The following is a 22,508-nucleotide window of genomic DNA, read 5'->3' on the forward strand; positions in this document are numbered from 1 at the left end:
ATCCCGCGGAAATCCCTGGGGCGCAAAACCCGGTACCGGCGGTTTCGCATATCTGGGCCGAGTCACTATACTTGCCCGTGATGTTCACCGTCGACGACCAGGCCGCCGGTCCGCACTATGGCCGGTCCGGGACGTCGCTGGACCACGAGCGCCTCGTTCTCGAGGCTCGCGACGTGGAGTTCGACTGGGCCAAGTTGCCGCTTCACTACGTGCCCGGCGAGCCGTTTGCCACCCACGTCCTCGACGTGTTGCACCTGCTGCTGCCGGCGGGCGAGGAGTTTTTCGTCGACGTCTTCAAGAGGACGTTGCCGTTGATCAAAGACGATCAGCTGCGGCTGGATGTGCAGGGGTTCATCGGTCAGGAGGCCGTGCATTCCCAGGCGCACTCGGGGGTGCTCGACCACTTCGCCGCCCGGGGCGTCGACGTGACGCCCTACACCGGCCAGATCGGCTGGCTGTTCGGAAAGCTGCTGGGCGAACGGCCGCGGTGGAGCCCGCGGCGACAGCGCAGCTGGCTGCTGGAGCAGGTCTCCCTAGTCGCGGCGATCGAGCACTACACCGCGATTCTGGGTGAGTGGATTCTGAACGCCCCGGCGCACGATGCCATCGGCACCGACCCGACCATGCTGGACATGCTGCGGTGGCACGGCGCCGAAGAGGTCGAGCACAAGGCGGTGGCCTTCGACACCATGAAGCACTTGCGGGCCGGACACTGGCGGCAGGTGCGCGCCCAGCTGGTGGTGACGCCGGCGATGCTGTGGCTGTGGATTCGCGGGGTGCGGTTCATGTACTCGGTGGACCCGCAGCTGCCGCCCGGCACCAAACCGCGTTGGCGGGACTACTTCAGGGCGGCCCGGCGCGGCCTCGTTCCAGGGCCCATGCGATTCATCCGGGTCGTCGCCGACTACTACCGGCCGGGGTTCCATCCGTCACAGCTGGGCGGGCTGGGGCTCGCGGTCGACTATCTAGCCCTCTCGCCCGCCGCCCGCGCCTCGCACTGATCTATGAGCACCACGTCCCGCATCACCGCGTCCGATGGCGTCGAGCTGGCGGTACACGCCTACACCGAGATCGACCCGGCGCGCCCGACCATCCTGGCCATCCACGGCTATCCCGACAACCACCATGTGTGGGATCCGGTGGCCGAGGAGTTCGGCGCGCGCTACCCGGGGCGCTACAACGTCGTGGCCTACGACGTGCGCGGAGCCGGCGAATCATCCCGTCCGGCAAGACGATCCGGATACGCCTTCGGGCAACTGGTGTCCGATATCGGCGCGGTGATCGACAGCCTGGGGGTGCAGCAGGTCCACCTGCTGGCCCACGACTGGGGCTCGATTCAGGCCTGGGCCGCCGTCACGGATGATCCGGTGATGGGCGACTCGGTGATGGGCAGGGTCGCCTCGTTCACGTCGATCTCAGGGCCGCATCTGCGATACGCGGGCGCCTTCCTGCGGTCCGGGCGCACGCCTCGGACGGTGGCCCAGGTGGCCAGGCAATTGGTGTCGTCGGGGTACATCGGTTTCTTCCTGTGTCCGGTTGTGCCGGAGTTGGCGTTTCGCTCGCGTCTGGGCGTGAAAGTCGTTGAAGCTCTGGAACGTATCGGCCGGTCGAGCACGCGAACCCAACACCACAAGGCGCCGCGTTCTGTTGCCGACTATGTCAATGGGCTCAACCTGTACCGGGAGAACATGCCCGCGCCGTTCTTGTCGCCGGGGCCGGAGCTGCCCAAAACCACCGTGGCGGTCCAGGTGCTGGTGCCGCGCCGGGACATCTTTGTGACGCCGGCCCTGCAGCGGTTCACCGGCGCGATACCCGATGGCGGCCGGGTGATTTCGATCGAGGGTGGGCACTGGGTGGTGACCTCGCGCCCAGAGGTCATCGCGCGGCTGACCGCCGAATGGGTCGACCAGACCATCAGCGGCGCGCCCGCCGGGCTGGGTGTGCGTGGCGGTCCGCGCGAGGTGCAAGGCAAGCTCGCCCTTGTCACCGGGGCGGGCGCCGGCATCGGCAAAGCCACCGCGGTGGAACTGGCCCGGCACGGCGCCCGCAAGGTGGTGATCGTCGATCGCGACCTCGCCGCGGCCCGTGAAACCGCGGACGCCGTTCGCGCGGCCTGCGCCGAGGCCGCGGTGTACCAGGCCGACGTCAGCGACGAATCCGCGATGAATAACCTTGCCGCACAAGTCCTCAACGAGCACGGCGTCGTCGACATCCTGGTGAACAACGCCGGCATCGGAATGGCCGGCCGGTTCCTGGAGACGACGTCGGCGAACTGGGACGACATCATCGGCGTCAACGTCCGCGGTGTCATCTCCGGCAGCAGGGCGTTCGGCGCCCAGATGGTCGAGCGGGGCGAGGGCGGAACGATCATCAACGTGGCGTCGGCGGCGGCGTTCCTGCCGTCGAAATCCATGGTCGCCTACAGCACGACGAAGGCGGCCGTGCTGGCGTTCAGTGAATCGCTTCGGGCCGACCTCGCCGACGAGGGGATCACGGTGACGGCGGTGTGCCCGGGGTTCGTCAATACCAACATCGCCAAAAGCACCATCTACGCGGGCATGTCGGCCGAACAGCAGGCGCGCGCCCGGGACAAGGCCGACGCGGCCTACCGGCGCCGCAACTACACGCCGGAAGCCACCGCCCGGGCGATCGTCAAGGCCATCGAGCGCGGCCCGGCCGTGTTGCCGATCGCCGCCGAGTCCAGGATCGGCTACGCGATGCGCCGCATCAGTCCGTCGATGATCCGGCTGTTCGCGCGTTTCGACCTGCGGCAGAAGTAGGGCGAGAAATAGGACCAGCGCTAGGGATTTGACTGTGCCGGAAAGCATTTGGGGATCTAGGCCCGCCGACCTCTATGGCCGCCGCGACCGCGATCGGCTGGGCACGGTGCTGTGGGGGATTCGCACGGTGATCGGCGGATTCGCCTCGGTCTCGCGATGGGAGCCGTCGCGGGTCAAGCCGGTGCGGCGGACGCAGGCCGCGGTGGTCACCGAACGCGAACTCGTCGCGCCCGACGTCGTGGCATTGACGCTGGCCGATCCCGACGGCGGATTGCTGCCGTCCTGGACGCCGGGCGGGCACATCGACGTCCAGTTGCCGTCGGGCCGCCGCCGGCAGTACTCGCTGTGCGGTCCGCCCGGGCGGCGCACCGACTACCGGATCGCCATCCGCCGGATCGCCGACGGCGGCGGCGGTTCGATCGAGATGCACGAGGCGTACGACGTGGGTGACACGTTGGTGTTCGAAGGACCGCGTAACGCGTTCTATCTGGGCACGGCCGAGCGCGACGTGCTGTTCGTGATCGGCGGCATCGGGGTGACACCCATCTTGCCGATGCTGCGGGTCGCCCAGCAGCGCGGAATCGACTGGCGCGCCGTCTATGCCGGCAGCAGCCGCGACTACATGCCGTTCCTGGACGAGGTGGTCGCGGAAGCGCCCGAGCGGGTCACCGTGTGGGCCGACGACGAGCACGGCCGGGTGGCCGGCGTGGACGACCTACTGGCCGGCGCCGGGCCGACGACGGCGGTGTACGTGTGCGGACCCACCGGCATGCTGGAAGCGGTGCGGGTGGCCCGCAACGAACATGCCGATGCGCCACTGCATTACGAGCGGTTCAGCCCGCCGCCGGTGATCGACGGCGTGCCCTTCGAGCTCGAGCTCGCGCGCTCCAACCGGGTGCTGCGCGTGCCGGCTAACCGGTCCGCGCTGGACGTGATGCTCGACAACGATCCGACGACCGCCTACTCCTGCCAACAGGGTTTCTGTGGGACCTGCAAGGTCAAAGTCCTTGCCGGACAAGTCGATCACCGCGGCCGAACCGCGGTCGGCAACGACGAGATGGTGGTCTGCGTGTCGCGGGCAAAGGGCGATCGTCTGGTCATCGACGCCTGACAGCCTCAGTCTTGTGCCGGTGATCGATACAGCCGGTAGCCCACATGCGGCACGGGCACGTCGGGCAGCGGCTTCCAAATCAGGGTGCGGCCGTCGAGGCGGAAGTTTCGCTTCTCGTAGAATTCGCGTGCCTTGCAGTTCCTTTCGGCGCACCACAAGATCACGTCGCCGGAGGGGTTGGCGCGCACGGCCGTGTCGAGGAGGCGGGTGCCGATGCCGCGGCGCTGGCTTTCCTCCGCGGTGTAGAGCGCGTCGATTTGCAGGTCTTCGGGATTGGCCTCGTCGGGTCCGAAGATGGTCACGCCGAGTGTCTTGCCGTCGGCCTCGGCGATCCACATGGACCAGCCGGGCCGACTGAGGTCTTGCGGGTAAGTCTCGGTGGCCCAGCGCCGCGGCGACCCGAGCATGTCGAGCAGGTGCTCCGCCAGTATCCCGGACCACGACTGCCGCCACACGGGATAGTGCATCCGTGCGACATCCGCGAAATCGGCCGGTGTGGCTGCACGGATCCTGATCATTCTGGGTTCATTTTTCCAGTGGCACCCTCCAAATACGCGGCGAGTGCGTTGGTCAGACCCCGACGCGCCATGTCGAGGTCGGCGTACGATCCCAGCTGGCGCTCCGACACCAGACCGCGCATCGCGCCGGGAATGAGGGCGGCCACCTCGCGTACCCGGTCGGCGTCGACGTCGAGACCGGCGAAGGCGTGCTGGCAGGTCTCCAGCCAGCTCTTGCCCCAGGAGAACAATTCGGTGGCCGTTCGCGGGTAGAGACGCTCGAGCTCGCCGGGGTCCCGGGGCAGTGCGGCCCGCAGATTCTCGATCGCGCGTGAATCCGCCGACGCCAGGCCGCGGTAGAGCGTTTCGATGATCGCGCCGACACGCTCCCGCAGTGGCGCGTCCGGGTGGGCCGGTGCCGACAGCGTGGAGAAGGTCGCGGCCCGCCGCTCGGCGGTGCGATGCAGCACCGCGGCCCAGAAACCGTCGGTGTCGCCGAACTGGTACTGCACGGCGCCCCAGGTGGCGCCGATGTCCTTGGCGATGCGGTTGGCCGACACCGAGCCCGGCTCGCCCGATGCCAGAGACCGCAGCGCGGCCTCCAGCATGCTCTCGCGGGTCGCGTTGCCCCGCCGATTGGGGCGCCGATTGGGGCGTCGACCGGCGGCTTTGGTTTCGGGCACCCGCCTAGCCTAACATTTTCATAGACGGTACTGTGATTCTGTGGCGAGGACAGGTCTGATGGCAGGTTTAAATGGCTAAGCCGCCGTTGTCGATGAAACCGACTGGATGGTTCCAGGTCGCCTGGTCCGAGGAGATCGGCGTCGGCGACGTGCACCGGATGAAGTACTTCGACCAGGAGATGGTCGCCTGGCGCGCCGAATCCGGCGAGCTCACCGTGATGAACGCCTACTGCGAGCACCTCGGCGCGCACCTGGGGTACGGCGGCAAGGTGGTCGGCGAGGTGCTGCAGTGCCCGTTCCACGGGTGGCAGTGGAGCCTGCAGGGCCGCAACGTGTGCATCCCGTATCAGGACCATCCCAACCGCGGCCGGCGCATCCGCACCTATCCGGTCGTCGAGCGCAACGAGTCGGTCTACATCTGGCACGACGCCGAGCGTCGCGAGCCCTATTTCGACGCGCCCGACGTGTTCGCCGCCTTCGGCGACGGCAGCAGCGCCGACGACTACTACCCACAGCAGCGCCTGTACCGCGAAAGTCTCGAGCTGCACCCGCAATACGTGCTGGAAAACGGCGTCGACTTCGCGCACTTCAAGTTCGTGCACAACACCCCGATCGTGCCGGTCTTCACCCGGCACGACTTCGACGAGCCGGTCTCCTTCGTCGACTTCACCATCACCTTCGAAGGCGACGACGGCCAGAAGATCGAGGACGTCAACAGCGGGGTGGAGGCCATCAACGGCGGCCTGGGAATCGCTGTGACCAAGAGCTGGGGCATGGTCGACAACCGCACCATCTCGGCGATCACGCCGGTCGACGAGCGCACCTCCGACGTCCGGTTCATGGTCTACATCGGCCGCCCTAAGGCCGGCGCGGGCAAAGATCCGGCCCGAGCCGCGACCAAGGCGCAGGAATTCGGCCGCGAAGTGATCCGCCAGTTCGAGCAAGACGTCGAAATCTGGCAGCACCAGCGCTATTCGGATCCACCCGCGCTGGCCACCGACGAGTACGAGGGTTTCACCGCGATCCGCAAGTGGGCCAAGCAGTTCTACGCCGCATCCCAGAAAGGCTGAATTTTATGAACGCACCCGCTCGACCGATCCGCGTCTTCCAGGTCGGAAGTGGAAACGTCGGTTCGGAGATGATCAAGCGGATCGCCACCCAGCCCGACCTCGAACTCGTTGGCGTGCACTGCTATTCGCCGGAGAAGGTCGGCAAGGACACGGGCGAGTTCGCCGGGTTGGCTCCCAACGGGGTGACGTTTACCGGGAGCGTCGAGGAGATCATCGCCGCCAAGCCCGACGTGCTGACGTTTCACGGCGTCTTTCCCGACGAGGACCTCTACGTCAAAGTGCTCGAGGCCGGGATCAACATCGTCACCACCGCCGACTGGATCACCGGCTGGCACCGCGACAAGAACCACCCGCACCCCTCGGGCAAGCCGGTGACCCAGCTGCTGGCGGAGGCGTGCGAGAAGGGCGGTGCGAGCTTCTATGGCACCGGGATGAACCCGGGGCTGAACCAGATTTTGGGCGTGGTGTGCTCGGCCGACGTCGCCGACATCGAGAACATCACCACCATCGAATCCGTCGACGTGTCATGCCACCACTCCAAGGACACCTGGATCGAGGTCGGCTACGGCCAGCCCGTCGACGATCCCGAAATCCCGGCGAAGCTGGAGAAGTACACCCGCGTCTTCGCCGACAGCGTCCTGATGATGGCGGACTGCTTCGATCTGCCGCTCGACGAGGTCAAGTTCAGCTACGAATTGGGCGCCTGCACCAAGGACGTCGACCTCGGCTGGTACACGCTGCCCAAGGGCTCGCTGGGCGGCAACTATCTCAAATACCAGGGCATCGTCGATGGGGTGCCCCGGGTCGAGACGCATCTGGAGTGGCAGATGACCCCGCACACCGATCCGAGCTGGAACATCAAGGGCTGCTACATCACGCAGATCAAAGGCGACCCGTGCGTCTACAACAAACACATGATTTTCCCCAAACCCGGTGTAGACCTGTCCAATCCGGACAACTTCGCCTCGATCGGCATGACGGTGACCGGGATGCCCGCGCTGTACTCGATCAAGTCGGTGGTGGCGGCGCGGCCGGGACTGATCACCAGCGCCGACCTGCCGCTGCGCGGCTTCGCCGGGCGGTTCAAGAGGTAGCACGCGCCAAGGGTGTCAAGGCGCTTCGTCGTCGTCATCGTCGAAGAGGCGCTCCGGGTGGTGGTAGTCGTTGGTGCGCGCGCCGCGGTCCAACTGCGGCGGCGGGATCCACGCGGTGCGACCGTCGGGGAGTTTCCTTGTCCGCCAGCCCTTGTCGATTAGCTTGTGGTCGGGCGTGCAGGCGAAGGTGAGCTTGTCCGCATCGGTCATGCCGCCTGTGGCCCAGTCGTCGACGTGGTGGACCTCGGACCAGTAGCCGGGCACGTCGCATCCGGGGCGCGTGCAGCCGCGATCCTTCGCGTACAGGACTATTCGCTGATCCGGTGACGCTATTCGTCTGGACCGGCCCAAGTACAGCGGCCGGCTCGAGTGGTCGTCGAACACGGCCAGGTAGTGGTAGGCGTGGCTGGCCATGCGGATCACGTCGCGCATCGGCAGCAGCGTGCCGCCGCCCGTCACGGCGCGGCCCGCGCCCGCCGTCAGCTCCCGCAGGGTGGTCGACACGATGACGGTCACCGGCAAGCCGTTGTGCACACCGAGTTTCGGATCGCCCAGCCGCCCGCGCACCAGGGCGTTCAGCGCGTCGTGCTGGCGCTGGGCATGGTTGCGCGGATCGCTGGCCGCCGACTCCTCGGGGGGTTCGCCTTCGACGCAAGGGGTTTGGTCGTCCGGATTGCACATCCCGGGCGCGGCGAACCGGGCCAGCCAGGCGTCGAGGTTGGCGCGCAACTCCGGGGACGCCACCAGCTTCCCGAGGCTCATCCCGTCGGCGCGCTGACCGCGCCACGTGAAACCGCGCTGCCGCGCGCGGTCGGAGTCGGAGAATTTTCCGTCCGGATTGATCCGCAGCGCGCATTGGTGCGCCACCTTCTGGAGCTGGTCGGGCCGCAGCTTCACCGCCTGGCGGGCCAGAAACCGCTCGGCTTTTTCCACCGTTTCGACGGGTATCGCATCCGGCAGGTCAGCGATGAATGTCTGAATCACCCGCACGTGCTGACCGTCGAGCAGCCCCTCGCGCCACGCCTCGGCGGTGGCCGGCAGCTCGGGTGGCAATTCCTCGCCCGTCAGCGTCAGGCGCGGGGAGAGCTGTTTGGCGTCGCGGACCCGACGGCCGGCTTCGGCGCAGCTGATCCGCAGCCAGTCGGCGACCACTTTGTGGACCGGGCCGCCAATGTCGGCCGGATCCTCCTTCGCGAGGCCGCCGATAACGTCGTTGCTTACGGCCATCTGCCGTCGTCGGGCCGTCTCCATTCGCTCCAGCAGGCGCAGCCGGACCGCGGGGCTCAGGACGTCGAAGTTCAGGCGCCGGATCGCCGCGTCGGCGGCGTCCTGCGCTTCCAAAGCGGCAGCCACTTCGGCCGGAACCTCGATCGAACGCATGTTCGAATTCTAGGTGCGGGCCCCACCCAAGGCCACCGAGAAGGCGGCCGTTGTGGATGAACGCCCAACTGTGGATAAAGGCTCGCGGCCAAGGGCAGTTCCGCGTTTTTCGCGGCAGCGACGTGGGTAACCTTGCGTGGTGCGCGCGGGCTTTGTAATTGCGGCAGCCGCGGTCGCCGTGGTCACCGGCGCATCCTTGTGTGCCACCGGTTCGGCCGATACCCCGGCCGACGGTCCACCGTTCCCGATCGGTCAGATGGGCGTGCCCCTGCATGCGCAGGCGGCCAACGGCGCGACCGCCGACATCACTGTCAACAGCGCAACGTGGTTGCCGCCGGGGTGCACCACTCATTTTGCGGCTCCGACGCCTGGCTCCGCGTGCAACGTGGTGGAACTGACTATCACCGCGACATCGCACCGCTTCTTCCAGTTCGACCAGCGCTACATGTTTGCCAGCTACGGCGGCGGCAATCAGCCGTGGACCCATCCCGGCGACGCGCCGCAGCCGGCAACGCTTGCCGTCGACTACCGGAGGCTCGACAAGATGCCCCCGCTGCAATCGGGCGGCCTTCACGACGGGCAGACCGCGCATGGATTCGTCGGCTTCGGTATGCCGACGGCGGGCGACCTTTACATCACGATCAACGACCCCGCGCAAAGCGCGCCCTACACCGAAGCGGGCTGGATCGTCCACACCTGATCGGCGCGAGAGACGCACGCCGTGGCGCGGAACCGCCCCGGTCTAGTGTGAAGGCCATGCGGGTAGGCGTGCTGGGGGCCAAGGGCAAGGTCGGGTCGACGATGGTGGGCGCTGTGCAGGCAGCCGACGACCTTGCGCTGTCGGCCGAGGTGGATGCCGGTGATCCGCTGAGCCTGCTGACCGACGGCGGCACCGAGGTGGTCATCGACTTCACCCACCCGGACGTCGTGATGGACAATCTGAAGTTCGTGATCGACAACGGAATTCACGCCGTGGTCGGCACCACGGGCTTCACCGCGGAGCGCCTCGAGCGGGTGGAGGCGTGGCTCGCCGATAGCCCCAACACGAGCGTGTTGATCGCGCCCAACTTCGCGATCGGGGCGGTGCTGTCGATGCACTTCGCCAAGCAGGCCGCGCCGTTCTTCGATTCGGCCGAGGTCATCGAGCTACATCACCCGCACAAGGCCGACGCCCCGTCGGGCACCTCGGCCCGAACCGCCAAGCTGATCGCCGAGGCCCGAAAAGGCTTGCCGCCCAACCCCGATGCCACCAGCACCAGCCTGCCGGGCGCCCGGGGCGCCGACGTCGACGGAATTCCGGTGCACTCGGTGCGGCTGGCCGGACTGGTCGCCCATCAGGAGGTGCTGTTCGGAACCGAGGGGGAGACGCTGACTATCCGTCACGACAGCCTGGACCGCACGTCGTTTGTGCCGGGCGTGCTGCTGGCGGTGCGCCGCATCCGGGAACGGCCCGGCCTCACGGTTGGTATCGAGCCCCTGCTCAACTTGCAGTAAGAAACTGCGATGACCAAGACGCTGCGCATCCAGCTGCTCATCGCATTCTTGTGCGTCGCGCTGCTGGTGTACTTCGTGCTGCTGGGCCGCATGGCCGTCGCGATGATCGGCTCGGGGCGGGCCGCCGCCGTGGGCCTGGGGCTGGCGCTGCTGGTCATGCCGATCGTCGGGCTGTGGGCGATGATCGCCACCCTGCGGGCAGGATTCGCCCACCAGAGGCTGGCCCGCCTGATCGCGGAGGACGGAATGGAACTCGACACCAGTGCGCTTCCGCGACGGCCGTCGGGACGCATCGAGCGGGACGCGGCCGACGCGCTGTTCGCCACCGTGCGCGCCGAGGTGGAAGTCGAGCCCGATGATTGGCGGCGCTGGTACCGGCTGGCCCGGGCCTACGACTACGCGGGGGACCGCCGCCGCGCCCGCGAAGCCATGAAAACCGCCGTGAAGCTACAAAGCGAGCTCCACGCCCGGTGAGCAAGACGGGACCGGTTATGGCCGTCCGCCGGGGCCCATCATTCCGCCGGGGCCCATCATTCCGCCGGGGCCCATCATTCCGCCGGAACCGCCCATCATGCCTTGCATCATGGCGGGCATTCCGTCGCGTACGAACCCGCTGACTTCGCGGGCGTGGGCGCGAATCGTCTCGGTGAGGACGGGATTGTCGGAGATTTCTTCGGCGATGACGCCTGTGGGCGTGAGCGTCAGTTGGCGACGGTAGCCGCCGGCGTTGCGGAACAGCGTTGGCAGGCTCTGGCTCATACACATGACCTCGGAACCCTGGCCGAGGTGGGAGTACATGCTGGACACGTGTGCGTGCAGTTTCGCAGCCAGATCGGGGGCATTTGATTCGGTGGTGGTGCGCACCCCTCCGGGGATCTCCTCGACGGTGCGGGTGATCTCGGTGTGTCGGTTGAACATGTCCATGTACAGGCTCATGTCCGCCGGACTTGCACCCATCATGCCGCCGTCGGTCAAGCGGACGCGCGGGACGGATGAACCAAAGACCCCGCGAAGGGCATATCCGATACCCAGCACCGTGCCAGCGCCAAGCGCGGCAAGTGCTGCCCGCCGCGTGAATGTAGCCATCCAGTGGCCTCCTAAGCGCCTCGGTGGTATGTCCTCAACGAATAGACTTGGAGCTCAACGCTTCCCGTGTGGCTACATCAATCGACGGTAGAAGTCGTCATCGTCCGTTTCGCTTCGACCAATCCGGGCCGGGGGATCGTGTCGCGGTCTGATAGCAAAACCAACCGCGATGCTCGTGACGGCGAAGACCAACGCCCACAAAATCACCATCGACGGAATGTGGGCGATCCCGCTGCACCAGCCCCAGCCATTCCCGCCATACCACATCGTCATTACATTTCCTCCAAGGTCGCAATCTTTGCCAAAGGGTACCCCGGTAGGGTATGTAGGTCAAGAGTTCCGCAAGTCGGCCCGCTGTTCTCACCGCGGGCAAGAAGGGGCGCGGTGACATCTGGTTTCCTATGTGGAGGGATACTCTATTGCTCTCCAGCCGGACTGCCGCTCCGGCGCGGCCATCAGATGGGAGCCAGCCGGTGCCGCGACTGCTGATCGTCCATCACACGCCGTCGCCGTTCATGCAGGCGATGTTCGAGGCGGTCCTGTCCGGCGCGACCGATCCCGAGATCGAGGGTGTGGAGGTGGTGCGGCGGCCGGCACTCACCGTCGCACCGGCCGACATGCTCGAGGCGGACGGCTATCTCCTGGGAACCCCCGCCAATCTCGGCTACATGAGCGGCGCACTCAAGCACGCGTTCGACGTCTGCTACTACCCGTGCCTCGACGCGACCCGCGGGCGCCCGTTCGGGTTGTACCTGCACGGCAACGAGGGCACCGAGGGAGCCGAACGCGCTGTGGAGGCGATCACCACCGGGCTCGGCTGGGTGAAAGCCGCTGAGCACGTGGTGGTGTCGAGCAAGCCGAGCAAGGACGACCTGGAGGCGTGCTGGAACCTAGGCGCGACGGTCGCCGCTCAGCTGATGGGGTAAGCAACGTAGCCGAGGGCGCCCGCGAGAACAGCGAATTTGATCAGTGCCGCGATCCGCGCGCGCCGCGCATGAACACCAACCCGCCTGCGCTCGAGCACCTTCAGCAGCGACACCCCCTCGACCGCGTCGCCGGCGACGGCGACACTCACCAAAGCCGGCAACAAAGCCGGGTGCCCGCGCCGCCGCCGCGTGCGGTCGACGAGGAGGGCCGTGAGGATGCCGTAGGTCGTCATGTAGCCGAAGTCCAGCCACAGCGACAACCGCGCGGCCCGCTGACCGTCGGAGCCCCACTGGGTCATGATCTCCTCGGCGCGAGATTCGCTGCCGGCCAGCTCAAATGGGATGATCCCCGGCCCGCCGCTGCGCCGCATTCGACGCTCCAGCACGAGCATTCCCGCCGTGTATCCCACGAAGCAGGCGGTGGCCGTCGCCAGCCGATTGTCCCGTATCCGCTGGATCACCATGCTGACCTCCTAAGCCGGCTGGAACGCCTCGGCCGGCTGGGCCAACGCCAGCGCCGAACTGGTGCCGATCGGCCCGTGCCGGTCGAACAGGGTCGCGGCGCCGGTGGCCACACCGGCTGTGCCGTAGTGGCTTTGGGCCGCCAGGCCGAGGAATTCACCGTCGGGCAATCGGCTCGCGGTCACGGTGTAGTCGGCGTTGATATAGCGCAATCCGCCTGTGCCCCAATGGGTGAGCGAGCTGGTGATGTCGCCGACGAATGCCAGGCGGGTAAACGGCGTCAGGGGATAGCCGTGCACCATCGGGCGGAACAGCCGCACCCAGGCGAACTTCTGCGAGTGCGACTGCTCCCACTCGCCTGCGGCGATGCCGGGACTGCCTTCCAGGGTGGCGCCGTATCCCCAGATGAGAAACGGCATGTCGGCCGGAAAGCCGTCGGAGTCCGCCGGCAGCGGCGGCATCTCGACCGGCGAGGACCACACCCGCCCGTCCGGGTGATCGCCCCGCCGCAGAAACAGCGCGCTGGCCCGCGCGACCGTCGTCCCGTTCTGCACCAACGCGGCGTCCACCAGCTTGATGCGCCGGCCCTCCCGCTGCACCGACGTCTCAATCCGCACCGGTTCGGGCAGCGCCGGACGCAACAGATCGACCGTGAAGCGGGCGGGTTGAAACTCGGGATCGATACCGGATCGCTCTATCCCCCAACCCAACAAACCGCCGACGTTCTGGCCGCCCATCGCCGCGCCCCACGGTCCGCGCGTCAGCGCGCCCGGCAAAAAGAACTCGCCATCGACAGTGAAGAAAGCCTCGGGCATGATGGCGGAATCCTCGGTCGTCACCAGTATCACGATAGGACACCGGATACCGGGCTAGGACAAGGACGCTAGGACAAGGACAGGGCATGCCTGCAGTGATCGAAATTCCCAGTGACCACAATCCCTTCCCGAGCACCGGCGTCTCTCGTGATCCCGACGGCATCCCGCACTACGACCGTCTGCCCGCGACGCTGCTGGACATGCTCGCCGAGCAGGTCGACAACCGCCCGAACAGCGAGGCGGTCGTCGAGCTCGGGGCCGGCCGGCTGACGTACCGGGAACTGTGGAACCGCGCGGCGAGGGTCGCCGGCGGCCTGCAGGCCGAGGGGCTCGGCCCGGGTGACCGTGTCGCGGTGCGTTACCCGGCCGGCATCAATTGGGTGCTCGCGTTCTGGGGCATCGTGATGGCCGGGGGCGTTGCGGTGCCGGTCAATACGCGATCGGCGCAGCCCGAGGTCGAGTTCGTCCTGTCCGACTCGGGCGCCCGGATGGACCTCGCGCCCGGCGCCCCGCTGCCCGACGGCGAGCCGCACGTGACCCACGGGCTCAGTCATACCGACACGGCCGCGCTGTTCTACACGTCGGGAACCACCGGCCACCCCAAGGGAGTTCCGACCACCCACGAGGCGTTCGTGACCAACACCGAGAACGCGATCCGGTGTCTCGAGCAGCCGCGGGATCTCGGCGAGGGCATGCGCACGCTGATCTCGGTGCCGCTGTTCCACGTGACCGGCTGCAACTCACAGCTTTTGGCCGCGGCCCGGCTCGGGGGAGCGTCGGTGATCATGCCCGCGCTCAACCTCGACGAATTGATTGCCACGCTGAGCGCCGAGCGAATCTCGGTCATGGTGACCGTTCCGGCGATCTACGCCTTGATGTTGCGGCACAAGGATTTTGGCAGCGCCGACGTCTCCGGGGTCCGCTGGGTGGGCTACGGCGGCGCGCCGATCGCCCCGTCGTTGGTGCGCGCGGTGAAGGAGGCGTTTGGCCAAGCCACGGTGTTCAACGGGTACGGCATGACCGAGACGGCCTCGCTGATGACCGTGCTGCCCGACGACGACGCGGTCGAGCACGCCGATTCGGTTGGATACGCGGTGCCGTCGGTGGATCTTGGCCTGGTCCCGTTCGGTGGCGACGAGCCCGGCGTGGGCGAGTTGGTGGTGCGCGGGGCCAATGTGACCAGCGGCTACTGGAACCGGCCCGAGGCCACCGCCGCCACGATCGTGGACGGCTGGCTACACACCGGCGACGTGGTGCGGGTCGACGACGCGGGCCGGGTGCATATCGTCGACCGGCTCAAGGACATCATCAACCGAGGCGGCGAGAACGTCTCCAGCGTCGAGGTGGAAGCGGTCCTGCTGTCGGCGCCCAATGTCGCGGATGCGTGCGTGCTGGCGGTGCCCGACGAGGTCATGGGGGAGAAGGTCGGTGCGGTGCTGTTCGGCGACCAAGACCGGATCGACGTGACGGCCGTGCTCGATCACTGCCGTGCCCAGCTGTCCGACTTCAAGGTGCCGCAGTACGTGACGGTGGTGGACAGCGCGCTGCCCCGCAACGCCGGCGGCAAACTGCTCAAGGGCAAACTCCGCGAGCAGGTGCAGTGGGGCGACCCGCTGCGATGACGCTACTGATCGCCAACCGCGGGGAGATCGCGCTTCGAATCATCCGCACCGCAACGGAATTGGGCCTGCAAACGGTCGCGGTCTATGCCGAGGACGACGCCGACAGCCCGCACGTGCACGCGGCCGACGAGGCAATCGGCCTGCCCGGCGCCGGCCCCGCGGCGTACCTGGATCACGCCGAGATACTGTCGGCCGCAAAGAAGTCCGGCGCCGCACTGATTCATCCGGGCTACGGCTTCCTCAGCGAGAACGCCGCGTTCGCCCGTGTGTGCCGGGCGAACGGATACACGTTCGTGGGACCCGACGCCGATGTGCTGGAGCTGGCCGGCAACAAATCGGCGGCCCGGACCGCCGCGATCGCCGCCGGGCTACCGGTGCTGCCCGCAACCAACGGCCCGAGCACCGTGGCGGACATCGCGGCGTTTTTCGCCGATCAGCCGGGCGGGATCATGATCAAGGCGCTCGCCGGCGGCGGCGGGCGGGGCATGCGCCAGGTGCGCAGCGCCGATCACCTCGACGATGCCTACCGCCAGTGCGCCGCGGAGGCACAACTGGGCTTCGGCGATCCGGCGCTGTTCGCCGAGGCGCTTCTCGACGCCGCGCGGCACATCGAGGTCCAGGTCGTGGGCGCACCGGCGGGGTACCAGACGCACGCGCTGGCTCTGGGCGATCGCGACTGCAGCATCCAGCGGCGCTACCAAAAGCTCGTCGAAATCGCGCCCGCACAAGGGCTTTCGGATGGCCTGCGCCGAGAACTGCACCAGGCCGCCGTCCGGCTCTGCGCCAGGATCGGCCTGCACGGCCTGGCCACGGTCGAGTTCCTGGTAACGGGGGAGCAGGTCGCTGGGGATGGATACGTCTTCCTCGAGATCAACCCCCGCATTCAGGTCGAGCACACAGTCACCGAGGAAACCACAGGGGTCGACCTGGTGGCGGTGCAGTTGGGCATCGCTCAGGGTGCGTCCTACTACCAACTCGGCCTGCCGCCCGGAATCGCCTCCGACGGCACCGAAGTCATCGGCGAACCCGCCGCGCGGCGGGGCATCGCGATACAGACACGGGTCAACATGGAGACGTTTGCCGCCGACGGGTCCGTCGTCCCCGCGGCGGGCACCCTGACGGTGTTCTCGCCGCCCACCGGTCCGGGAGTTCGCGTCGACAGCTACGGCCGGCCGGGCCTGGTCACCAGCACGCGGTACGACTCGCTGCTGGCCAAGGTCGTCGCCCATGTGCGCGGATCGTCGTTCGTCGCCGCGGTGCGCAAGGCCCGCACCGCCCTGGGCGAGTTCGGCGTCGAGGGCGTTCGCACCAACATCGAGTTCTTGCGAGAGCTGTTGTCCGACAGCGAAATCCAGTCGGGCATCGTAACCACCGGTTTCCTCGACGAGAAGCTGCCCGAATTGGCGTCCGCCGCACTCGCCCACCAGCATGAGACCCGTGTTGCCAGCGTCGAGCTCTACCCTGGTGAGGAAGCGCTGCGCGCGCAGCTGGCCGGCACCGTGGTCGAGATAGCGCCCGACGGCGTGGAGTTCGCCCCCGGCGCCCAGCTCGTCGTCCTCGAGGCGATGAAGATGCAGCACGCGCTCGTCGCGCCGGACGCGCTGTTCACCGTGCGCGGTTTGGTGACACCCGGCCAGGTCGTCGGAACTGGGGACCCGTTGCTGGTCTTCACCCGAACCGGGACCGCCGGCGTGGGCGAGTCCGCCAGGGCCGCAATGGATCTCGATCGGCCACGCGCCGACCTCGACGAGGTCCGCGAGCGTCACCTGCTCACCCTCGACGAGGGCCGGCAGGCCGCGGTTGCCAAGCGGCACAAGCAAGGCCGCCGCACCGCGCGGGAGAACATCGCCGATCTGGTCGATGCCGGCAGCTTCGTCGAATACGGCGCCCTGGCCATCGCCGCGCAGCGCAGCCGGCGCTCGGAAGAGGATCTGATCGCCAACACCCCGGCCGACGGCCTGGTCGCCGGCGTGGCGACCATCGGCGGAGCCGAGGCCGTCGTCGCGTCCTACGACTACACCGTGCTGGCCGGCACGCAGGGCATGCGCAACCACGCCAAGACCGACCGGGTCTTCGAGTTGGCCACCCGAAAGCGGTTGCCGGTGTTGCTTTTCGCCGAGGGCGGCGGGGGGCGACCCGGCGACACGGACGTCGGCGGCGCCGCCGGGCTGGACGTCCCGACCTTCCGGATGCTGGCCGGCCTCAGCGACCGGGTGCCGCTGGTGGCGATCGTCTCCGGCCGGTGTTTCGCGGGCAACGCCGCGCTGGCGGGGGTGTGCGACGTGATCATCGCTACCCCGGACGCCAACATCGGGATGGGCGGTCCCGCGATGATCGAGGGCGGCGGCCTCGGGGCGTACCCGCCGGAGGCGATCGGGCCGATCGACGTCCAGCGGCACAACGGCGTGGTAAGCCTGGTCGCCCGCGACGAGGCGCACGCGGTATCGCTGGCCAAGCAGTACCTCTCGTACTTCCAGGGCAGCTCCCACGACAAGCGGGTCGAGTGGGAGGCGCCCGATCCGCGGCTGGCCCGGCATGTGGTGCCGCAGAACCGGTTACGCGCTTACGACGTGCGCCGGGCGATCGAATCGATCGTCGACAGGGGATCGGTCCTGGAGCTGCGCCCCGACTACGGTGTCGGGATCGTCACGGCGCTGGTTCGTGTCGAGGGTGTGGCATACGGATTGCTGGCCAACAGCAGCCACCACCTTGGCGGCGCGATCGACGCCGAGGCGGCCGACAAGGCCGGCGACTTCCTGGCGCTGTGTGAGTCGTTCCGGTTGCCGGTGATCTCGCTTTGCGATACGCCGGGATTCATGGTCGGGCCGGACGCGGAGAAGGACGCCGCGGTCCGGCGGTTCGGCCGGATGTTCGTCCTCGGCGCCCGGCTGACCGTGCCGCTCGGAATGATCATCCTGCGCAAGGGTTATGGGCTGGGCGCGATGGCGATGGCCGGCGGCTCCTTCCGCGCGCCACAATTCACCGTGGCGTGGCCGACCGGGGAAATCGGTGGCATGGGGTTGGAGGGCGCCGTGCGGCTCGGCTTCAGCAAGGAACTCGCCGCCCTAACCGATCCGGTTGAGCGCCAGCAACTATTCGACAAGCTGGTGGCGGCCGCCTACGAGCATGGCAAGGCGCTGCGGTCGGCGACCACTTTCGAACTCGACGACGTGATCGATCCCGCGGACTCGCGGGCCTGGATCACCAGGCTCCCGGGAGACCGAGAACCGAACGGTTAGCGGTGACCGTTATCCGTGACCGGACCCGCAACCGACGCCCGGAAGGCATCCCTGCCCACCCGGCACGCCGCCAGGTCCCGCGAACTGGCCGCCGGAGCCGCAGCCGACGCCCGGCACGCAGCCCTGCCCGCCCGGACCACCGCCGGGGCCCTGGTTCTGGCCGCCGGAACCACAGTTGCCGTTGGCGTCGCAGCCGCCGCCGCCCGGGTCGTCCTTGAACACAACGTGGGTGGGCGCCGGCCCCGTCGTCGCTGCTCCCACCGCAAAAACGTCAGCAGCTGCCGTCGGTGCCGCGGCGATCGCCGCGGCGACCGCCCCGGCTACCACCAGTGGTTTCATGAGAGTTAGTTTCGCTAACATGCGTCTCGCATACCACGTCGACACGTGTACAAAACATCGCGAACGAAAATTAATTAGTGCACTAGACAGAAGGCACTTCACATGACCTCACTGGATTTGACCGGCCGCACCGCGATAGTCACCGGGGCCTCCCGTGGCATCGGACTTGCGATTTCCCAACAGCTGGCAGCCGCCGGCGCCAATGTGGTGCTCACGGCCCGAAAGCAGGAGGCTGCCGAGGCGGCCGCGGCGCAAGTCGGTGAGAAGGCCCTGGGCGTCGGCGCTCACGCGGTCGACGAGGACGCGGCCCAGCGCTGCGTCGAGCTCACGCTGGAGCGCTTCGGCAGCGTCGACATCCTCATCAACAATGCGGGCACCAATCCCGCGTATGGCCCGCTGATCGACCAGGACCACGCCCGCTTCACCAAGATCTTCGACGTCAACCTGTGGGCGCCGCTGCTGTGGACCTCGCTCGCCGTCAAGTCGTGGATGGGCGAGCACGGCGGCGCGATCGTCAACACCGCGTCCATCGGCGGCCTGCATCAATCACCGGCCATGGGTATGTACAACGCGACCAAGGCCGCGCTGATCCACGTCACCAAGCAGCTGGCGCTGGAGCTTTCACCGCGCGTGCGGGTCAACGCCATCGCGCCCGGGGTGGTGCGCACCAGGCTCGCCGAGGCGCTGTGGAAGGACCACGAGGATCCGCTCGCCTCGTCGATCGCGCTCGGACGCATCGGCGAGCCAACCGATGTGGCCGGAGCGGTCGCCTTCCTGGTGTCCGACGCGGCCAGCTGGATCACCGGCGAGACGATGGTGATCGACGGCGGTCTGCTGCTCGGGCCGGTGTTCGGATTCCGGCAATGAGCGCCCACGACGTCACTCAGGACGTCACTGACGTCACCGCCGACCTGGACGCGCGGGTGCAGGCGCTGTTGGACGAACACGATCCCGCCACCAGCGACCCGCGGGAATTCCTCGGCGCACAGTACGACGCGGGGCTGGCCTGGGTGCACCTGCCGCTTGGTTTCGGCGGACTGGAGCTACCGCGGAAAGTCCAGGAATTCGTCGATGCCAAGCTGGCCGCCGCCGGCGCGCCCGTCGGCGGCACCGTCAAGAACTACATCGGCATGGGCATGGCGGCACCGACGATCGCGGCGTTCGGGACAGACGAACAGAAGCGAAAGTTCCTGCGCCCGTTGTTCACTGGGGAGCACATCTACTGCCAGCTGTTCAGCGAGCCCGGTGCCGGATCGGATCTGGCCGGGGTGGCCACGCGCGCGGTCCGCGACGCGCATAACCCTCAAGACTGGATTGTCAACGGGCAGAAGGTCTGGACGTCGCAGGCGCAGCACGCGAACATGGCGATCCTTGTCACCCGCACCGACCCGACCGTACCCAAACACTTTGGCCTGACGTACTTTCTGTGCGACATGACGCAACCCGGTGTCGAGGTCCGGCCGCTGCGTCAGATCACCGGCGAGGCGGAGTTCAACGAGGTGTTCCTCACCGACGTCCGGGTGCCGGACGCGAACCGGCTGGGCCCGGAGGGTGGCGGCTGGCGGGTTGCGACCACCACGCTCAACAACGAGCGGGTCGCGATCGGTACTCGCGCCGGTGTCCCGCGCGAAGGCGGCCACATCGGCAAGGTGACCAAGGCCTGGCGAGAAAAGCCCGAACTTCGCGACCCCGCGATGCACGACGAGCTGATGCGGCTGTGGGTCGACGCCGAAGTCCTTCGCCTGGCCGGTGAACGGCTGCGGCAGCAGGCCGTCGCCGGTCAGCCCGGACCGGAAGGCGCCGGCATGAAGGTGGCCTTCGCCAAGCTGGCGCAAGCCATTTCGGGTTTCGAGATCGAACTGCACGGCGAAGCGGGGCTGCGCTACGACGACTGGACCATGCGCCGACCGGAAACGGTCGACCTGGTCGGTCGCGAGCCCGGATACCGCTACCTGCGCGCGCGTGGCAACTCGATCGAGGGTGGCACCTCGGAGATCCTGCGCAACACCATCTCCGAGCGGATCCTCGGCCTGCCGGGCGAACACCGCGTCGACAAGGACGTCGCCTGGAAGGACCTGGACCGATGAGCACCGGCGACCTGCTGTACTCCGACACCGAGGACGCGCTGCGCGACAGCGTGCGTCACCTGTTCGCCGACCGTTGCCCGCCCGAGACGGTTGCCCGGGCATACGATCAACCGCCGCAAGACTTTTCGGCCCTGTGGCGGGCGCTGGCCGCCGACCTCGGGGTGGCCGCGTTGCTGGTGCCCGAGTCCCTCGGCGGTGCCGGCGCGGGAGCCCGCGAGGCCGCCGTCGTCATGGAGGAGATCGGCCGGGCCGTCGCGCCGGTGCCGTTCCTGTCCAGCGCGGTGCTGGCCACGGTCGCGCTGCTGCGGGCCGGCGACACCGAGACCCTGCCCGAGCTCGCGCAGGGCTCGGTCACCGCCGCGCTGGCGGTGCCGCTGTCCACGGCCCCGGGCGATCCGGTCGCCGCAGTCGGCCTCGGCGACGACGGGCTGCGTGGATCGGTCAGCAGCGTCGCGGGCGCCGCCGAAGCCGACGTGCTGGTGGTGCCGGTTGCCGGCCCGGACGGGCTCGAACTGCACACCGTCTCCGCCGCCGCCGACGGCGTCGAGGTGTCGCCGCTGCTGGCCCTGGACATGACGAGACCCCTTGCGAATGTGCGGTTCTCGGCGGCGCCGTCTTCGCGGGTCGGGCCGGCCGACGGTGCCGTGCCCGAGGCACTACAGACCGGCGCGGCGCTGCTGGCGTCGGAGCAACTCGGGCTGGCGCAGTGGTGTTTCGACACCACGCTGGCCTATACCAAGCAGCGCAAGCAGTTTGGCCGCGCCATCGGTTCCTATCAGGCAATCAAGCACCGGCTCGCCGATCTGTGGTTCGAGGTCGGCTCGGCGACGGCGGTGGCCCGCTACGCCGCGGACACCCACGCCCGCGGCGATGAAGACGCGGGCATCGCCGCGGCCCTCGCGCAGGCCTACTGCAGCGGAATCGCGGTGCACGCCGCGGAGGAGTGCGTGCAGCTGCACGGCGGTATCGGGATGACGTGGGAATATCCGGCGCACCTGTACCTCAAGCGGGCCAAGAGTGACCAATTGGCCTTCGGCTCGGCCTATCGTCACCGGGCCCTACTGGGGGAGCTGGTCGACCTGCCGCCGGGCTAGCTCGCTCCGCTTCGGAAGACTCCCCGCGACATTCGGGCCAATGCTTCATGCGGTAGTTCGAGGGCTTTGCGGCACAGCCATAGTTCTTCGGTGAGGTCGTGGAAGCTGACCAGCGCGACCGTGTCGTCACGGCGCCGCATGGCCGACTTGCTCATGCTGGCCCACACCGAGTGGCCCTCCTGGTGCCGCAGCTCGACCAGCCGTGGGCCGCCGGTGCCAACGAGCGCGATCCAGCGATCGTGCGCCGGCAGGCTGCGGAAGATTTCGTCGAAATCCGTCGGTAGCTCGTCGCGGGAGGAATAGCCCACCATGTCGCAGAACGCCGCGTTGGCGAAGAGGATGGTTCCGGCGCGATCGACCGCCAGGGCCGGCGCCGGCAGCCGCTGCAATACGACCAGCGCGGGCATATCCTGCAGCGTTTCGATCGGCAACCGTCCGGGCCGCTTCGGGCGGCGGCGCTCGATGCGTTTACCGCCCACAGTCGTGGGACCGTCCGTAGCCACGGCTCACTCCGTCAATACGCTGGCCCTGTCCCCGACGGGGTAGAGCTCCCTCCCAAGCCATATCGCTGGCAGCAAATGTTAGGTTATGCCGCGCGGCAAAGTCCATATTTCTCTGACCAAATTTGCTATTGGCCACGTGCACAATTGATTGCGGTGGGCCGCAGGGTATCGCGTCGATTTTCGCTAGTGCATTTTATTAGCTGGTGATTAATCCATTTGCTGGCAA

The 22,508-nt window shown here is 67.9% G+C and carries 22 protein-coding genes; 14 read left to right on the top strand and 8 right to left on the bottom strand.

Annotation, left to right across the window (positions count from 1 at the left end; translation table 11 throughout):
• Positions 1-80 precede the first annotated feature (80 nt).
• From A5747_RS02045 to A5747_RS02055, 3 genes are read left to right on the top strand one after another with little or no spacing between them, the layout of a single operon-like run.
• The gene (locus A5747_RS02045; protein WP_076122014.1) at positions 81-1,001 is read left to right on the top strand and encodes a metal-dependent hydrolase; all 921 of its coding nucleotides are present in this window, start codon (positions 81-83) and stop codon (positions 999-1,001) included.
• A 3-nt stretch (positions 1,002-1,004) separates the two neighbouring features.
• Positions 1,005-2,780 carry an SDR family oxidoreductase gene (locus A5747_RS02050; RefSeq protein ID WP_076122015.1) on the top strand — a complete coding sequence of 592 codons (1,776 nt, stop codon included), beginning with the start codon at positions 1,005-1,007 and terminating at the stop codon, positions 2,778-2,780.
• Between the two features lie 28 nt (positions 2,781-2,808).
• Positions 2,809-3,891: a PDR/VanB family oxidoreductase gene (locus A5747_RS02055; protein ID WP_076122016.1), complete on the top strand. Its 1,083-nt coding sequence runs from the start codon at positions 2,809-2,811 to the stop codon at positions 3,889-3,891.
• A gap of 5 nt (positions 3,892-3,896) precedes the next feature.
• Here A5747_RS02055 and A5747_RS02060 read toward each other — a convergent pair whose 3' ends face one another.
• Both A5747_RS02060 and A5747_RS02065 read right to left on the bottom strand, forming a co-directional pair.
• A complete protein-coding gene (locus A5747_RS02060) occupies positions 3,897-4,409 on the bottom strand; it encodes a GNAT family N-acetyltransferase (protein ID WP_076122017.1) in 513 nt (170 codons plus the stop codon).
• Complete coding sequence (locus tag A5747_RS02065) at positions 4,406-4,996, bottom strand: TetR family transcriptional regulator (RefSeq protein WP_076122018.1); 591 nt, start codon at positions 4,994-4,996, stop codon at positions 4,406-4,408. Before A5747_RS02065 ends, A5747_RS02060 begins: the two co-directional genes overlap by 4 nt.
• A gap of 146 nt (positions 4,997-5,142) precedes the next feature.
• Here A5747_RS02065 and A5747_RS02070 point away from each other — a divergent pair, with 146 nt between their 5' ends.
• A complete protein-coding gene (locus tag A5747_RS02070) occupies positions 5,143-6,141 on the top strand; it encodes a Rieske 2Fe-2S domain-containing protein (protein ID WP_076122019.1) in 999 nt (332 codons plus the stop codon).
• A 5-nt stretch (positions 6,142-6,146) separates the two neighbouring features.
• On the top strand, positions 6,147-7,235 hold the full coding sequence (locus tag A5747_RS02075) for a dihydrodipicolinate reductase (RefSeq protein ID WP_076122020.1): 1,089 nt from the start codon (positions 6,147-6,149) through the stop codon (positions 7,233-7,235).
• Between the two features lie 15 nt (positions 7,236-7,250).
• Here the strand turns inward: A5747_RS02075 and A5747_RS02080 are convergent, their stop codons facing one another.
• Positions 7,251-8,615 carry an HNH endonuclease signature motif containing protein gene (locus A5747_RS02080; protein WP_076122021.1) on the bottom strand — a complete coding sequence of 455 codons (1,365 nt, stop codon included), beginning with the start codon at positions 8,613-8,615 and terminating at the stop codon, positions 7,251-7,253.
• Between the two features lie 139 nt (positions 8,616-8,754).
• On the opposite strand from A5747_RS02080, the gene A5747_RS25185 reads away from it, so the two are divergent.
• From A5747_RS25185 to A5747_RS02095, 3 genes are read left to right on the top strand one after another with little or no spacing between them, the layout of a single operon-like run.
• The gene (locus tag A5747_RS25185) at positions 8,755-9,315 is read left to right on the top strand and encodes a hypothetical protein (RefSeq protein WP_076122164.1); all 561 of its coding nucleotides are present in this window, start codon (positions 8,755-8,757) and stop codon (positions 9,313-9,315) included.
• A 56-nt stretch (positions 9,316-9,371) separates the two neighbouring features.
• Positions 9,372-10,109 (top strand): 4-hydroxy-tetrahydrodipicolinate reductase, encoded by a 738-nt coding sequence (gene dapB / locus A5747_RS02090; RefSeq protein ID WP_076122022.1) that lies wholly within the window; start codon positions 9,372-9,374, stop codon positions 10,107-10,109.
• 9 nt (positions 10,110-10,118) lie between these two features.
• Positions 10,119-10,583: a hypothetical protein gene (locus A5747_RS02095; RefSeq protein WP_076122023.1), complete on the top strand. Its 465-nt coding sequence runs from the start codon at positions 10,119-10,121 to the stop codon at positions 10,581-10,583.
• Positions 10,584-10,598: 15 nt separating this feature from the next.
• Here the strand turns inward: A5747_RS02095 and A5747_RS02100 are convergent, their stop codons facing one another.
• Positions 10,599-11,195 (bottom strand): hypothetical protein, encoded by a 597-nt coding sequence (locus tag A5747_RS02100; RefSeq protein WP_076122024.1) that lies wholly within the window; start codon positions 11,193-11,195, stop codon positions 10,599-10,601.
• Between the two features lie 473 nt (positions 11,196-11,668).
• Between A5747_RS02100 and A5747_RS02110 the strand changes: the two genes are divergently transcribed.
• Positions 11,669-12,121 carry a flavodoxin family protein gene (locus A5747_RS02110; RefSeq protein ID WP_142245425.1) on the top strand — a complete coding sequence of 151 codons (453 nt, stop codon included), beginning with the start codon at positions 11,669-11,671 and terminating at the stop codon, positions 12,119-12,121.
• Here A5747_RS02110 and A5747_RS02115 read toward each other — a convergent pair.
• The gene (locus A5747_RS02115; RefSeq protein ID WP_076122026.1) at positions 12,106-12,585 is read right to left on the bottom strand and encodes a hypothetical protein; all 480 of its coding nucleotides are present in this window, start codon (positions 12,583-12,585) and stop codon (positions 12,106-12,108) included. The genes A5747_RS02110 and A5747_RS02115 overlap by 16 nt on opposite strands.
• A 9-nt stretch (positions 12,586-12,594) precedes the next feature.
• A complete protein-coding gene (locus A5747_RS02120; protein ID WP_076122166.1) occupies positions 12,595-13,422 on the bottom strand; it encodes a thioesterase family protein in 828 nt (275 codons plus the stop codon).
• A gap of 62 nt (positions 13,423-13,484) precedes the next feature.
• Here A5747_RS02120 and A5747_RS02125 point away from each other — a divergent pair, with 62 nt between their 5' ends.
• Positions 13,485-15,020, top strand: a complete 1,536-nt coding sequence (locus A5747_RS02125; RefSeq protein ID WP_175611275.1) for a class I adenylate-forming enzyme family protein — start codon at positions 13,485-13,487, stop codon at positions 15,018-15,020.
• Positions 15,017-18,259 (top strand): carboxyl transferase domain-containing protein, encoded by a 3,243-nt coding sequence (locus tag A5747_RS02130; protein WP_076122028.1) that lies wholly within the window; start codon positions 15,017-15,019, stop codon positions 18,257-18,259. Before A5747_RS02125 ends, A5747_RS02130 begins: the two co-directional genes overlap by 4 nt.
• Positions 18,260-18,268: 9 nt before the next feature.
• On the opposite strand, the gene A5747_RS02135 is transcribed toward A5747_RS02130, so the two are convergent.
• Positions 18,269-18,598 carry a PE-PGRS family protein gene (locus tag A5747_RS02135; protein WP_076122029.1) on the bottom strand — a complete coding sequence of 110 codons (330 nt, stop codon included), beginning with the start codon at positions 18,596-18,598 and terminating at the stop codon, positions 18,269-18,271.
• Positions 18,599-18,700: 102 nt separating this feature from the next.
• Between A5747_RS02135 and A5747_RS02140 the strand changes: the two genes are divergently transcribed.
• The 3 genes from A5747_RS02140 to A5747_RS02150 are packed head-to-tail and all read left to right on the top strand — an operon-like array spanning position 18,701 to position 21,779.
• The gene (locus tag A5747_RS02140) at positions 18,701-19,465 is read left to right on the top strand and encodes an SDR family oxidoreductase (RefSeq protein WP_076122030.1); all 765 of its coding nucleotides are present in this window, start codon (positions 18,701-18,703) and stop codon (positions 19,463-19,465) included.
• A complete protein-coding gene (locus A5747_RS02145; RefSeq protein WP_076122031.1) occupies positions 19,462-20,685 on the top strand; it encodes an acyl-CoA dehydrogenase family protein in 1,224 nt (407 codons plus the stop codon). Before A5747_RS02140 ends, A5747_RS02145 begins: the two co-directional genes overlap by 4 nt.
• Complete coding sequence (locus A5747_RS02150) at positions 20,682-21,779, top strand: acyl-CoA dehydrogenase family protein (RefSeq protein ID WP_076122032.1); 1,098 nt, start codon at positions 20,682-20,684, stop codon at positions 21,777-21,779. The genes A5747_RS02145 and A5747_RS02150 overlap by 4 nt, the downstream gene beginning before the upstream one ends.
• On the opposite strand, the gene A5747_RS02155 is transcribed toward A5747_RS02150, so the two are convergent.
• Positions 21,776-22,282, bottom strand: coding sequence for a PAS domain S-box protein (locus A5747_RS02155; RefSeq protein ID WP_233147917.1), 507 nt, complete (start codon positions 22,280-22,282; stop codon positions 21,776-21,778). The genes A5747_RS02150 and A5747_RS02155 overlap by 4 nt on opposite strands.
• Positions 22,283-22,508 lie beyond the last annotated feature (226 nt).

This window comes from Mycobacterium sp. IS-836 (assembly GCF_001954275.1).
Taxonomy (GTDB): Bacteria; Actinomycetota; Actinomycetes; order Mycobacteriales; family Mycobacteriaceae; genus Mycobacterium.

Coding starts and splice junctions, on each gene's coding strand:
- A5747_RS02095 (WP_076122023.1), top strand. CDS start 10,119: ATGACCAAGACGCTGCGCATCCAGCTGCTCATCGCATTCTTGTGCGTC.
- A5747_RS02130 (WP_076122028.1), top strand. CDS start 15,017: ATGACGCTACTGATCGCCAACCGCGGGGAGATCGCGCTTCGAATCATC.
- A5747_RS02050 (WP_076122015.1), top strand. CDS start 1,005: ATGAGCACCACGTCCCGCATCACCGCGTCCGATGGCGTCGAGCTGGCG.
- A5747_RS02145 (WP_076122031.1), top strand. CDS start 19,462: ATGAGCGCCCACGACGTCACTCAGGACGTCACTGACGTCACCGCCGAC.
- A5747_RS02140 (WP_076122030.1), top strand. CDS start 18,701: ATGACCTCACTGGATTTGACCGGCCGCACCGCGATAGTCACCGGGGCC.
- A5747_RS02080 (WP_076122021.1), bottom strand. CDS start 8,615: ATGCGTTCGATCGAGGTTCCGGCCGAAGTGGCTGCCGCTTTGGAAGCG.
- A5747_RS02060 (WP_076122017.1), bottom strand. CDS start 4,409: ATGATCAGGATCCGTGCAGCCACACCGGCCGATTTCGCGGATGTCGCA.
- A5747_RS02135 (WP_076122029.1), bottom strand. CDS start 18,598: ATGAAACCACTGGTGGTAGCCGGGGCGGTCGCCGCGGCGATCGCCGCG.
- A5747_RS02125 (WP_175611275.1), top strand. CDS start 13,485: ATGCCTGCAGTGATCGAAATTCCCAGTGACCACAATCCCTTCCCGAGC.
- A5747_RS02070 (WP_076122019.1), top strand. CDS start 5,143: ATGGCTAAGCCGCCGTTGTCGATGAAACCGACTGGATGGTTCCAGGTC.
- A5747_RS02115 (WP_076122026.1), bottom strand. CDS start 12,585: ATGGTGATCCAGCGGATACGGGACAATCGGCTGGCGACGGCCACCGCC.
- A5747_RS02065 (WP_076122018.1), bottom strand. CDS start 4,996: ATGCTGGAGGCCGCGCTGCGGTCTCTGGCATCGGGCGAGCCGGGCTCG.
- A5747_RS02100 (WP_076122024.1), bottom strand. CDS start 11,195: ATGGCTACATTCACGCGGCGGGCAGCACTTGCCGCGCTTGGCGCTGGC.
- dapB (WP_076122022.1), top strand. CDS start 9,372: ATGCGGGTAGGCGTGCTGGGGGCCAAGGGCAAGGTCGGGTCGACGATG.
- A5747_RS02045 (WP_076122014.1), top strand. CDS start 81: ATGTTCACCGTCGACGACCAGGCCGCCGGTCCGCACTATGGCCGGTCC.
- A5747_RS02075 (WP_076122020.1), top strand. CDS start 6,147: ATGAACGCACCCGCTCGACCGATCCGCGTCTTCCAGGTCGGAAGTGGA.
- A5747_RS02150 (WP_076122032.1), top strand. CDS start 20,682: ATGAGCACCGGCGACCTGCTGTACTCCGACACCGAGGACGCGCTGCGC.